The organism is Planococcus circulans (assembly GCF_020023385.1).
Classification (GTDB): Bacteria; Bacillota; Bacilli; order Bacillales_A; family Planococcaceae; genus Planococcus.
In genome coordinates this window covers 59,997-72,836 of record NZ_JAIQCL010000008.1, presented here as the reverse complement: position 1 = coordinate 72,836, position 12,840 = coordinate 59,997, and the positions used below count along the sequence as shown (strand labels likewise).

Below are 12,840 nucleotides of genomic sequence, written 5' to 3'. Positions count from 1 at the left end.
AAAGTATCCCTCCGATTTCACTATATTATAAAGGAAAGCCTGCAATTTTGGGAAACCATTGTCAGCAAGGCAATAGAGGAAGGAATGATCAAAATGGAAGCAAAGCCGATGAAAGAATCCAGAACAATCCAGACAAAATTGGTGCTCCCGCCGGACACCAATCATATGGATTCCATCTTTGGAGGAAAAGTATTAGCCTATATCGATGAAATTGCAGGAATTACAGCAATGAAGCATGCGCGTCGCCAAGTAGTGGTGACAGCATCAATCGATTCAGTGGATTTCCTGTCTTCAGCAAGGGTCGGAGATGTATTGGAACTTGAAGCGAATGTCACTTCAACTGGCCGGACGTCGATGGAAGTCTATGTTCGAGTCAAATCCAAGAACCTGCAAACAGGTGAAGAAAAGCTGACGACGGAATCGTTTTTGACGATGGTGGCGATGGGAGACGACGGCAAGCCGACCCCAGTACCGCCTGTTCTGCCGGAATCACCTGGCGAAAAACTGTTTTTCGAATCAGCACCTGCCAGACGTGAACATCGGAAAATGCGTGTGAAAACACCAAGATAACAGTAAAAGGTGCCTGGAGGAATCCAGGCACCTTTTGTATCGGCAATTATTAACTGAACGATTCATGTTCTGATTTAACATTTGTCAGCGTATTGCCGGGTTCACTGCTGATGACTGACATGCTGCCATCCGTTTCAAGGACAACTGCTTTCACTTTCTCAGTAGAGCCGAATCCAGTGTTGCGGATCGCCTGCAGGATTTCAATTTCTTTAATGCGTTCCTTTTTCATGGCGTTTCTCAAAAATTGTCCGTCTAAAAATAACAGCCGGGGTTCAGACTTGATGACGTTATTGAACCATTGGGAATGAACAGCAAGAAGAGTGAACAAATACTGCATAAAAATTAATAATGTAAATGCAGTCAGCCCTTCAAGAAGACTGACATCTTTGCTTAATAAAATTGTGGCCAATGTCGAACCCAAAGCCACAGTTACAACCAAATCAAACGCGTTTAATTTAGTGAGTGTGCGTTTGCCTGAAACCCGAAGAAAAATCACTAATCCTACATAGGCCAAAAAGCCGACTGTAACAATCCGGATGAAGCTGTCTAAAGTAATTTCAAACATCTTATTCCTCCTTTCCTTCAAAAAAATAATAAAATTATCCACATGTTGATAAGTTTTATTTATGCAAGAATATCAACAAAATTCAAACATCTTATCCACATAACACACACAAACGGAGCATTAATTGTGTATAAGAATGAATATGTGGAAATTTTTAAGAGTAAATTCAAATTTTCAAGAAATATTCCTGTACTATTCATGTTTCCCTCTATAGTTATCAACAAACGCCTCATACAGAGATTGACTGTTTATTTGGGTTTATTTTTCCGCAAAGGGAATAGTAGGGATAATCAGGTTTGGGTTAGGGGCGATTGGAAATGGGATCTTTCTTGAACTTGCTCCGTTATTTGGGTTTGGTGGTTTTTGCTGTAGGCATCATTTAATCTTTGCTGACATTGGCCAATTGGCTATTCGGGGTGACCGATGTTTCATGGCTCCACTTTTATTTTATCCGACTGTATTTGTTTCTAGTGGTTTCAGGAATTCTGTTGTATATCCTCATCACCTTCCGCAGAAAAAGACGACGAAAAAAAGGAGTAGCCGCGGCTACTCCTTTTTGGTGGTTCACCAGCTATTGGGGGATAAAAAACCCACAGGCTGAGTGAATCCTATTTTTTTGCCAGTAATTCTTCGAAATAAGCACTGAATTCTTTTGAACGCTTCAAAATTGTACTTGAAGAGACGCCGAATTTTTCGCTTAGGTCTTTTGCAGAAAGCATTGGGCCTTTAACGAGCTCGTGATCCTGCAGGAATCTCCAATACCCGGCTACAAGAGCTTCGGGTTTTTGGACGGTTGGCTGCTGGCTGACAAGATAGCTGTTCAGGATGCTTGTGATGTTGCTGACTGTCTCTTCGTCGAAATCAGCCTGCTCGATATGCTTATCGAGTTCAGCCATAACAGAATCGTGTTCTGGAGAAAGCTGGATGCTTTCTTCTACGCTGCCAGTCGAATATTTAACGATTTGTTCAACAACCGCTAAGTAATTGTCGCGAAGGTAGCTTTCATCCTGTGAAGCATTTTCAGACGTGATTTGTGCTTTCAACTGCTCGAAGAACGGCTTGAACTCACCGACAACGGTCAAATAACCGTTTAGGAACAATACGCCATTATCGCCGACGCGGGAGTCCGGAAGAAGGATTGCAAGCAAGCCTTGTCCGTTTTCCATGTCAGTTGGCGGTTGATCAGCCATTTCAAGCGTCTCGCCTGTAAAGATATCTGTAAACTGAGCCGTTTCTGTATCGCCTTTGACATATTGTCCAAGGAATACTTTTACGTCGTTCCAGTTTTCCAGCACTTCTTTAGTTGAAGGGCGCTGGGAAAGGTCAATTTGTTTTGCCAAGAATTCTTCCCATAGCTCTGGTTTTTTCATGAACAGGAAATTCTCGATAACAAATGCCTGTGCATCGTTTTCAGCCATTGATTGCATTAAACGTGGCTGCCATGCTTGTTGAAGTTCACGGAATTCGGCAAGTTGCTCCTGATTCGGATTTTCCGAGAAGAACTGCTGGCGTACTTTGAACAGTTCCTCATTCACCAAATCATTAATGGAGACAGTTTGCTGTTTTCCGTGACATTTTTTGTATTTTTTGCCGCTGCCGCATGGGCATGGATCATTTCTTCCTACCATTCATAATCACCTACATTTTTTATTGAGTGTAACATAAAATTGCGCCGCCCTCAAAAGTCTGACGATTCAGACGTCGATAGACCCTGGAAAATAAGCTCCAAACTTGATGATGGCGTATGAAAAAATTAAAGCTTCTTTTAGCTTTTAAAGAGCCATTCCTGATTTTTGGCGGGATCTGTTGGATGTCAATTACCAAAAGTATGCATAAAGCTGAAGGCGTATTATAATAAAAAGTAAAAGCATGGGCAGGAGGGGACAATGTGTATGGAGATCCGGTAAAAGAATCTGTTTCCTGGATGCGTGTAATCTTTTTGACAGTGCTTATTGTCCTCATGTCGAGGCATTTCCTGTTTGAGCCGGTAGCCGTTCATGGTGAATCAATGATGCCTACGTTTGAAGACGATGACAAAGTAATGCTGGTTAAGGTTTATACCATAGAAAATTTTGATATGATCGTTTTCACTGCGCCTACTGGAGTGAATTTCATCAAGCGTGTAATCGGTATTCCGGGTGATCGCATTTCCATGAAAGACGATCGATTATATGTGAACGGCCAGGCTGTAGCTGAGCCTTATTTGGATAAGAACCGTAAATTGGCCGAACAGCAGGGCTTCTCTCGGTTAACCGAGGATTTCCAGGAATTCACTGTGCCTGCCGAATCCTATTATGTATTGGGAGATAACCGTTTAAACAGCATGGATTCAAGGGTTTTAGGATTTATTTCTAAAGACTCCATCATTGGAGAAGTGAAAATCCGATTATCTCCTCTCGATCATATCGGGATTGTGGAATGATGGAGAATGCTCGATTGCTCCAAAATCGAAAAAAGACAGCTGTCTAAGTGTGTAGACAAAAGAATATTTATGTCATTCCAAGATTGAATACTCATTTCATCGTATTCATACCGGATCCTGTATTTTAGACGGACACTTTTCACGAACGAAGCAACAAAGCGATAAAGGAGAACATCTTTGCCCTTCACCGACTTTCATTCTTCTAAGCGTCATTAAACAACTAACCAGGATATGGAACAAACCAGCGGAGACTCCCGCGGGATAGCGATGTGCCGAAATCCACTCGGGCGTTTAGCCCGAGTTAGTTCGGCGCAAGCCCGTAGGAACGCGGAGCTGGTTTGTGGAATATCCATAGTAGATTTTTTTCTGTTATAAATTATTTGTTCAACTTGCATCAAAAAAGACAGCTGCCCGAAAAAAGGGAAGCTGTCTTTTTGAGTTAAAATAGGTTCAATTTTTCAATGCGGTTTATCGCTTCGGTGATACGGGTTTCATCAACCAATAATCCAACGCGGACAAATCCTTCTCCGCCAGCACCGAACCCGCTGCCTGCAGCAACTGAAATATCCGCTTTTTCAAGTAGGAAATCAGCGAACTCGACACTGGTAAAGCCTTCTGGAACCGGCAGCCAGGCGAAAAAAGAGCCTTGAGGCGCTTCGATTTCCCAGCCGATGCGCGAACATTCCTTGACCAGGACATCGCGGCGTTTTTCATAGAGAGCCACTAAGTCATCCACACATTGCTGATCAGCACTTAAAGCTTCGGCGGCAGCCAACTGGACGGCGGGAAACAGACCGGCGAATAGATGGTCCTGGATCAGGTTCAGGGCTTCGATCATTTTCGAATGTCCGACAGCAAATCCAATGCGCCAGCCGGCCATATTGTACGTTTTAGATAAAGTATACATCTCGATGCCGACTTCTTTGGCCCCTTCGGATTGCAGGAAGCTCACCGGTTTCTTTCCTTCGAAACCAACTGCGCCATAAGCGAAATCATGGACGACGGCAATGCCGTTGTCTTTTGCAAAAGCGACAGTCTCATCAAAGAAGTCTTTATTGGCCACTGCGCCTGTCGGATTGTTCGGGTAGTTCAAATACATCAGCTTAGCTTGCGAGCGAACAGATTCAGGCACTTCACTGTAATCCGGTAAATAGCCATTTTCTGGATTGAGCCGCATCAGTTTATAGTCGATATCGGCGAGTGGAGCCCCGGACAGGTAATCCGGATAGCCAGGGTCCGGCAGCAGCAGGAGATCCTGTGGATTCAACAAGGCCAGTGGCAATTCGACAAGCCCGATTTTTGTTCCAGCCAGAATGGCTACTTCAAGGTCAGGGTCGATGTCCACGCCGTATTCGCGTTTGTAGAAATCCACTGCAGCCTGGCGCAGCTCGGAAATGCCGCGAAAAGGGGAATACTTATGTGTTTTTGGATCAGCCGCTGCGGTTTGCAGTGCCTTGATGATATGGTCGGGCGTCGGCTGGTCAGGATTGCCCTGGCCAAGGTTTATGACGTCGCGTCCTTCGGCGATGGCTTTACTCGTTTTAGCAACCAATGAAGCAAAAAATTGTGTAGGCAGGTTTTGCAGGCGATTTGAAAATTCCATATAATTCTCCTTGTTTTCGAAATAATTGCACATCTACCCCAAATCTTATAGAGTTGTAGGTAACTTGTCTAGTGGAGGAGAAACATATGAAAATTGCATGCGTTCAGATGGATATCGCTTTTGGAGAACCGGAACTGAATTATCAACGGGTCATGGACTATTTAAAGGAAGCGGCCGAAGGTGGAGCGGAAACGATTGTCCTGCCCGAAATGTGGAATACGGGATACGCATTGACAGAGCTTGATACACTTGCAGACAGCACGAACCGGACCGTGGAGTTGCTGAAGAGTTTTGCGAAAGAACACAAGGTCAATATTGTCGGTGGATCTGTTTCGACGAAAAAGAACGGTGGTTTCTATAACACGATGTATGTCGTCGACAAAAATGGAGAGCTTATTTCGGAATATGATAAAGCGCATCGCTTTTGCTTGATGGATGAGCATATCCATCTTGAAGAAGGAGATTCACTGGGTACATTCGAGTTGGAAAATACCGTTTACGGCGGAGTCATTTGCTACGATATCCGTTTCCCTGAATGGATTCGCGCGCAGGCACTGAATGGTGCAAAATTAGTTTTTGTATCAGCTGAATGGCCGGAGGCACGAATTGATCATTGGCGCATCCTGCTGCAGGCGCGAGCGATCGAGAACCAATGCTTTATTGTGGCAGTAAACCGCATCGGCAGCGATCCAAACAACGAGTTTGGGGGAAGCACGATGGCAATTGCTCCATGGGGAGAAGTCCGTCTCGACATGAAAAAAGATGAAGGCGTCGCTTATATCGATATCGATTTGGATGAAGTGGAAGAAGTCCGGAAGCGAATACCGGTTTTTGAAGACCGCCGCGATAAATTGTACGAAAAATTCAAAAAGTAGATTGACACTCGTAATTAATGCCTGTAACATAAAATTTAATCAAATAACGTAAACTTATCAAGAGAGACTGAGGGATAGGCCCTATGACGTCCGGCAACCCCCGATTGGGAAGGTGCCAAATCCAACGGAACATGCAAATGTTCTGGAAGATAAGTCGAGAAACTAAAATTTTCGATGTCTCTTTCTTGATGAAAGAGGCATCTTTTTATTGCCGGGAGGACGCTATGATACAGATTGAGAAATTGACGAAGACCTACACAACTAAGCATGGCACAATCACCGGAGTGGACAATGTATCATTGGATATCGGAAAAGGCGAGATTTTCGGGATCGTCGGCTATTCAGGTGCCGGAAAAAGCTCGCTGATCCGATGCATCAACCTGCTGGAACGGCCGACCTCTGGCAGTGTGACGGTAGATGGCAACGATTTAACCCAACTGAACGGAGATCAGCTGAGAAAAGCCCGGTTGAAAATCGGCATGATTTTCCAGCATTTTTATCTGATCAGCCAAAAGACGGTTTACGACAATATCGCTTTTGCGCTTCGCGCAGCAGGAACTCCTGCAAAAAACATTAAAACGCGGGTGGAAGAGCTGCTCGAAATGGTCGGTTTATCCGACAAGCGGGATGTTTATCCGGCACAATTGAGCGGCGGGCAAAAACAGCGCGTCGGCATCGCACGGGCACTTGCCAACAATCCGGCCGTTCTGCTGTGCGATGAAGCTACCTCCGCCCTTGACCCGAATACGACTTTATCTATTTTGCGTTTGTTGAAAGACATCAACCGTAAATTGGATATCACGATTGTCCTCATCACGCATGAAATGAATGTCGTCAAGGAAATCTGTGACCGCATGGCCGTCATGCAAGGGGGACGCGTCATCGAAGAAGGCCAGGTATATGATATTTTTGCAGATCCACAAAAGGAATTGACCAAGGAATTCATATCCAGTGTCGTATCGTTCAATGTACCAGAGCATATTTTGAGCGAATTTACAGGCACACTGGTGAAAGTGCTGTTCAAAGGCGGCGTGGCAGGAGAAGGCGTGATTTCCGATATGCTGCAGAATTACCCGGTAAAAGGGAACTTTTTACACGGAGCGATCGAGTACATTCAGGAACAGCCTCTCGGTATTTTTATCATGGAGTTGAAAGGAACTTCTACTGCGGTTATGGACGCATTGAAGTATATGGAAAGCAGATCAGCAATTGTGGAGGTGATTCCGAATGGGCATTGAATGGGGACGGATTATTGAATTGTGGCCGGAAATACAGACGGCCTTCTTTCAAACATTGACGATGATCGGAATTTCTTTAGCTGTCGCGTTGATTGTTGGGCTGCCACTTGGAATCTTATTATTCATTACAGACCGCGGTCTGTTTCTTGAAAATCGGCCGGTCAATGCGGTAATCGGCTTTATTGTTAACATCGTGCGTTCCATTCCATTCATCATTCTATTGGTGGCACTCATCCCGTTGACGAAATTGATCACAGGAACGACAATCGGTCCGATTGCGGCCAGTGTATCTTTATCGGTTGCTGCCATTCCCTTTTTCGCACGGATTGTGGAAAACTCACTCCGTGAAATTGATAAAGGCGTCATCGAAGCAGCGATTGCAGTGGGTGCAACCCCATGGATGATCATTAAAGACGTTCTTTTGCCTGAAGCGAAAGCGAGCATCATCCAAGGTGTGACATTGACCATCATCAGCTTGGTCGCCTACTCGGCGATGGCTGGTGTGGTAGGTGGCGGAGGCATCGGAGATTTGGCCATCCGCTTCGGCTATTACCGGTACGACAACACCATCATGATCGTCACAGTCGTCATTTTGATTGTGCTGGTCCAATTGATTCAGCAAGCAGGAGATTATACAGCGAAAGCAATCGATAAACGATAAGGGGAGAATGACATGAAAAAATTAGGATTTATTTTAGCAGCGAGTGCATTGGCTCTGGCAGCATGCGGCGGCGGGGAAGAAAGCGACTCTGCAGGAACGACAGAAGAAGCTTCAAAGGACATTAAATTAGGAGCTACTGCAGGTCCATACAGCGATATGCTGAGCAAGGCGATTGTGCCTGGTTTAGAGGAAAAAGGCTATACAGTGGAACTGGTCGAATTCAGCGATTACATTCAGCCGAACGTGGCACTTGATGGCGGAGATATCGATGCCAATCTGTTCCAGCATACAATTTACCTGGAAAACTTCGAACAGGAGAACGGCATGGACCTGTCTGCATTGATTACGGTGCCGACAGCGCCTATGGGCATCTATTCAAACCAATACGATTCCTTGGAAGCTGTGGAAGATGGAGCGACCATCGCGATTCCGAATGATCCGGTAAACGGGGCACGCGCACTTTTGATGCTTCAGGATGAAGGCTTGGTTGAACTGGATCCGGAAGCGGAAGTCTTGCAGGCTTCGGAAAGAGATGTCGTTACGAATACGAAAAATCTGGAGTTCCAGCCAATTGAAGCGGGCCAGTTGCCTCGTGCAGTGGACGGCTCTGATTTGGCAGCTGTCCCCGGAAACTTTGCAATCGCTGCGGAGATGGACCTGCTTGACGCGTTGGCCCTTGAGAACATGCCTGACCAATACCGCAATGTTGTGGCGGTCAATGCTGAAAATGAAGACAGTGAATTGGCTGCTGACTTAGTGGAAATTGTGGAATCTGATGAATTTGAAGCTGTAATTGATGAAGAGTTTGAAGGCTTCGGCAAGCCGGAATGGATGGCTGAATAATATTTCCTAGACAGAAAGCCGCTCCCGAGAAAATCTGGAGCGGCTTTTGTCTATTTAAGTCGAGCTTAAGAATTTTCTTTTTTTACTCAATAAGAGTGAAGAACCGAAGAAAGTGCTCCAGGCGGATGCTTTCCGCGGACGAAGCTAGCGCAGCGATGCAGGAGCACCGGGTTTTTAGGAGCTGGTTTGTGGAATATCCATAACAGCATTGTTTCTGTTATAACTTATTAGTTTCACTTATATATTTAAAAAAGTTTTCACTATCAAATAGTGCTTTCAGGAAACTGTCTTGACCATGTGGTGGAAAGGTTCGCCGATGATAGTCCATGGTTCGGAAATGGAATAGCCGAGACGTTTATAGAGACGAATGGCAGCTTCTTTGCCGATGTCGACGTTCAAAGAAAGTTTGCCGCCTCCTTGAGAGTGAACCAGTTCCTCTGCAAATTCGAATAGCTTGGAACCGATGCCATGTCCCTGGAAGGCGGGATCGACTGAGACGGTATCGATATACCATTCGTCCAGGTGGGCTTCGGGTTCGATTGTCCGCTCGTGGCCTTCACTTTTCAGCTGTTCAATCAAATAACGATCCAGGGCTTCAGCTTGTTTGCCGTGATAAAGCACCAGCGCGCCCGCAATGGCTCCATTCACAATAGCTGTATACGTATAGCGGTGACTGTGGCGAGTATGTTCACCGCGAATCATGTCTTCGACTTTTTTCAGTACAGCTTGCGGCTCTTTCTGCGCTGTCATATGGTCAGCGATTTCGCCGATTGCATTGATAATGAGAGGGGCGATTTTCCCTGCATCTTCTGGTTGCGCTTGTCGAATGCTGATATTCATCGTGATCTACTCCTTTTGCTTGCATTAAGTCTGCATTGACTGAAATAATAGTATATCAATGAAAGAGCCCTTTAACACGAAGGAGGCAATACTATGGGGAATACCAAGCATGTCCTGACATACGGAGATGCATTTGTGGATTATATAGCCGCAACTACCAGCAATGATTCATTCAACCGCCACCTCGGAGGCGCTACAGTGAACGTAGCTGCAGGCGTCAGCCGATTGGGTCTGCCCTCAGGATTCATCACCATCACAGGAGATGACGATACCTCGGCTTTTGTGCGGAATGAGTTGTTGAAGGAAGGGGTGGATTTGACACACGCCATACAGGTACCGGAAAAGCGGGTAAGCGGTGTGTATATTCATCTGACTCCTGAATTCGATCGCGTATTCGCGGACTATGTCAATGAAACGCCAGACCTGCAAGTAAGGAGCCATGAACTGCGGAAAGAAGCTTTTGAAAAGGCAAGTATTTTTCATTTCTGCTCCGGTACCCTTTTCCATCCGGAAGCGAGATCCACAACCCGAAGAGCTCTTGAACTGTCAAAAGAGCATGACGTTCTGTGTTCATACGATGTCAATATTCGACCGTTGCGCTGGGAAAGCGAAGAGCATTGCCGGGAAACCGTACTCGATTTTCTCCCATTGGCAGACATCGTCAAGTTGACAACTGCCGAACTTGCTTTTTTGATGGAAACGGAATCGCTTGAAGAAGGAGTTTCGCGATTGGCCCGTACTGCTATCCCACTGGTATTGGTAACGGATGGTGAAAATGGGACCCATGCGGTTTTTCAAAATCAAATTCATCATATACCGGTTCTCCCCGTGCAGCCAGTGGACACGACAGGCGCGGGTGATGCCTTTATGGCTGGCGTCATTCGCCACGTCCATCTGCGGGGCTTGCCTGAAACAAAGCAGGAAGTCGTTGCCTGTGCCGATTTCGGCAATAAGCTGGGAGCGCTTTGTGCGACAAAAGCAGGAGCTTTGACCGCGATGCCGCATCTAGCGGAAATGGCGACAACCAGTAATCCAGAAGGAGAGATCTTATGACATTGCATAGTTTTCATCTGAAAGCGGATTGGCCAGGCCTCCGCAACGATGTAGGTGACATTGAAGTCGGCGGGCTGAAAACCAGGATTTCGATCCCGCCGGAAATGGATGGGCCGGGAATCGGCACGAATCCTGATGAAATGCTGCTGGGTGCTGCAGCTACCTGCTATATCATTACGCTCGCTGCTATGATGGAGCGCAGCAAATTGGAAAAGCAATCCTTGACCATGGAATCGGAAGGCATTGTGGAAGTGGAGAAAGGCGTAATCACTTATAAGCGCATCATCCATAAACCACAAGTGGTCCTGAAAGCTGATGCTTCCGAAAAAGATTTGGCATTGGCACAGAAGCTGGCGGAAAAAGCCGAAAGCTCCTGCATGATTACACGTGCCATCAAAGGCAATGTAGCAATCGAATTGCAGGCGGATATCAGAACGGAAAACTGAATTTCTTTAAAAACCTTCATCCAATCACTAGAGGATGAAGGTTTTTTGGTTAAGTTGTTTCTAAAACGGACTTTTTCTTTGCGCGAAATGTGATAGACTACAAATATTAAAAATTCAGTATTTTTAGGAGTATCAACTATGCGGAACTTATCGCTTCAAGCGAAAATTATTATATTGAGTATGTCATTGATTTTATTCGTCACCATTATTTTTGGTGGAATTGTTATCTATAACGAAATTGGTGATACCAAAGAAAATGTTGGGACGCGCGCATTGGAAACCGCCATCGGCATCTCCGTCATGCCAAGTGTCGTTGAAGCGATGGGTGATGAAAATCCTGAAGAAACCATCCAGCCCTTAGCTGAGTACATGAGAAAGCAAGTCGGTGCAGAATTTATCGTAGTCGGCAATCGTGCTGGAATTCGATATTCCCACCCGAATCCTTCTCAAATCGGTCAGTTGATGGTAGGCGGCGACAATGACCGGGCGTTGGTAAATGCCGAATTCTATACGTCTGAAGCCCGGGGCTCGCTGGGACCAAGCTTAAGGGGAAAAGCCCCGATTTTCGATGGCACCGGCAATGTGGTGGGATTGGTGTCGGTTGGCTATTTGATGGAAGATATCCAACAGATCATTATTGGAAAAACTCTGGAACTGCTGCAGTTTGTATTGTTGGCTTTGGCGATCGGGATTATCGGCAGCATCCTGCTGGCAAAGAACATCAGAAAAGACACGATGGGACTGGAACCGCGTGAAATAGCGGCAATGTACCGGGATCGTGAAGCTTTGCTTTCTTCAATTGTAGAAGGCGTGATTGCCATTGATAATCAAGGGAAAATCACAGAAATCAATCAATCTGCAGAAAGGATGCTCGGGCTTACACAAGCTTCGATCAATTCCGATATTGCCGAAGCTATCCCTCAGTCAAAGATGAAGGACGCTCTGCAATCCGGAAAGACGATCCGCAACGAGGAAATGCTGATTGGAGATAAGCTTCTTATCATCAACCGGACACAAATAACACATGAAGGGCAAATCGTTGGTGTGGTCTCAACTTTCCGGGAAAAAACGGATATTCAGGAGGTATTGGAGACTTTGTCGGAGATTCAGCAGTATTCAGAAGGGCTGCGGGCCCAGACGCATGAATATTCCAATAAGCTGTATGCCATCTCAGGATTGCTGCAGCTCGGACAAAAAGAGGAAGCCATCAATTTGATTCAGCAGGAAACACAAATCCACAAGAATCAAACGAAGCATATGCTGGATCATATCCAAGACAAAAAAGTACAGGCCATCCTGCTTGGCAAGATAGGAAAGGCATCTGAAAATAAAGTCAAGCTGATCATTGATGAAAACAGTTCGTTGGAGGCACTCCCGGAACATTTTGATATTGCCAAGCTTATTCATATTCTGGGGAATCTGATTGATAATGCAATTGAAGAAGTTGCGCAGCAGGCTATCAGAGAGGTGTCTTTTTTTGTCACTGACCTTGGCCATGATTTGGTGATTGAAGTGGAAGATACAGGACGCGGTATACAGACTGAACATATGGAAGAATTATTCAAACTGGGTTTTTCAACAAAGCTTGGGAAAAAGGACAGGGGTTATGGGCTGGCCATCGTTAAGCAGGCCGTCGAGGAATTGAAAGGGTCAATAGAAGTAGATTCGGAGTTAACGCGTGGCACTGTCTTCACCGTCTTTTTACCAAAATAGGAAAGTGGGAG

At 45.6% G+C, this 12,840-nt stretch carries 13 protein-coding genes and 1 riboswitch; of the genes, 9 read left to right on the top strand and 4 right to left on the bottom strand.

The window, feature by feature from the left end; translation table 11 throughout:
- Window positions 1–93: 93 nt before the first annotated feature.
- A complete protein-coding gene (locus tag K8U60_RS13660; protein WP_146555763.1) occupies window positions 94–570 on the top strand; it encodes an acyl-CoA thioesterase in 477 nt (158 codons plus the stop codon).
- A 49-nt stretch (window positions 571–619) separates the two neighbouring features.
- Here the strand turns inward: K8U60_RS13660 and K8U60_RS13655 are convergent, their stop codons facing one another.
- Window positions 620–1,135 (bottom strand): DUF421 domain-containing protein, encoded by a 516-nt coding sequence (locus tag K8U60_RS13655; protein WP_223640663.1) that lies wholly within the window; start codon window positions 1,133–1,135, stop codon window positions 620–622.
- A 608-nt stretch (window positions 1,136–1,743) separates the two neighbouring features.
- A complete protein-coding gene (locus K8U60_RS13650; RefSeq protein WP_223640660.1) occupies window positions 1,744–2,763 on the bottom strand; it encodes an SEC-C metal-binding domain-containing protein in 1,020 nt (339 codons plus the stop codon).
- A 260-nt stretch (window positions 2,764–3,023) separates the two neighbouring features.
- On the opposite strand from K8U60_RS13650, the gene lepB reads away from it, so the two are divergent.
- Window positions 3,024–3,557, top strand: coding sequence for a signal peptidase I (gene lepB / locus K8U60_RS13645; RefSeq protein WP_223640657.1), 534 nt, complete (start codon window positions 3,024–3,026; stop codon window positions 3,555–3,557).
- A 439-nt stretch (window positions 3,558–3,996) separates the two neighbouring features.
- On the opposite strand, the gene K8U60_RS13640 is transcribed toward lepB, so the two are convergent.
- The gene (locus K8U60_RS13640) at window positions 3,997–5,160 is read right to left on the bottom strand and encodes a pyridoxal phosphate-dependent aminotransferase (RefSeq protein WP_223640653.1); all 1,164 of its coding nucleotides are present in this window, start codon (window positions 5,158–5,160) and stop codon (window positions 3,997–3,999) included.
- 86 nt (window positions 5,161–5,246) lie between these two features.
- Between K8U60_RS13640 and K8U60_RS13635 the strand changes: the two genes are divergently transcribed.
- The 4 genes from K8U60_RS13635 (at window position 5,247) to K8U60_RS13620 (ending at window position 8,777) form a co-directional block, all read left to right on the top strand.
- Window positions 5,247–6,035, top strand: a complete 789-nt coding sequence (locus K8U60_RS13635) for a carbon-nitrogen family hydrolase (RefSeq protein ID WP_223640650.1) — start codon at window positions 5,247–5,249, stop codon at window positions 6,033–6,035.
- 51 nt (window positions 6,036–6,086) lie between these two features.
- A riboswitch (SAM riboswitch) is annotated at window positions 6,087–6,191 on the top strand.
- A 68-nt stretch (window positions 6,192–6,259) separates the two neighbouring features.
- The gene (locus K8U60_RS13630; RefSeq protein ID WP_223640647.1) at window positions 6,260–7,273 is read left to right on the top strand and encodes a methionine ABC transporter ATP-binding protein; all 1,014 of its coding nucleotides are present in this window, start codon (window positions 6,260–6,262) and stop codon (window positions 7,271–7,273) included.
- On the top strand, window positions 7,263–7,934 hold the full coding sequence (locus K8U60_RS13625; protein ID WP_223640644.1) for a methionine ABC transporter permease: 672 nt from the start codon (window positions 7,263–7,265) through the stop codon (window positions 7,932–7,934). The genes K8U60_RS13630 and K8U60_RS13625 overlap by 11 nt, the downstream gene beginning before the upstream one ends.
- Window positions 7,935–7,946: 12 nt before the next feature.
- Complete coding sequence (locus K8U60_RS13620) at window positions 7,947–8,777, top strand: MetQ/NlpA family ABC transporter substrate-binding protein (protein ID WP_223640640.1); 831 nt, start codon at window positions 7,947–7,949, stop codon at window positions 8,775–8,777.
- A gap of 276 nt (window positions 8,778–9,053) precedes the next feature.
- On the opposite strand, the gene K8U60_RS13615 is transcribed toward K8U60_RS13620, so the two are convergent.
- Window positions 9,054–9,617, bottom strand: coding sequence for a GNAT family N-acetyltransferase (locus tag K8U60_RS13615; RefSeq protein ID WP_223640637.1), 564 nt, complete (start codon window positions 9,615–9,617; stop codon window positions 9,054–9,056).
- A 93-nt stretch (window positions 9,618–9,710) separates the two neighbouring features.
- Between K8U60_RS13615 and K8U60_RS13610 the strand changes: the two genes are divergently transcribed.
- From K8U60_RS13610 to K8U60_RS13600, 3 genes are all read left to right on the top strand, one after another.
- Entirely contained in the window at window positions 9,711–10,670 is a 960-nt protein-coding gene (locus tag K8U60_RS13610; protein WP_223640632.1) for a carbohydrate kinase family protein, read from the top strand.
- A complete protein-coding gene (locus tag K8U60_RS13605; RefSeq protein WP_223640630.1) occupies window positions 10,667–11,116 on the top strand; it encodes an OsmC family protein in 450 nt (149 codons plus the stop codon). Before K8U60_RS13610 ends, K8U60_RS13605 begins: the two co-directional genes overlap by 4 nt.
- A gap of 138 nt (window positions 11,117–11,254) precedes the next feature.
- Window positions 11,255–12,829: an ATP-binding protein gene (locus tag K8U60_RS13600; RefSeq protein WP_223640627.1), complete on the top strand. Its 1,575-nt coding sequence runs from the start codon at window positions 11,255–11,257 to the stop codon at window positions 12,827–12,829.
- The last annotated feature ends 11 nt before the right edge of the window (window positions 12,830–12,840 follow it).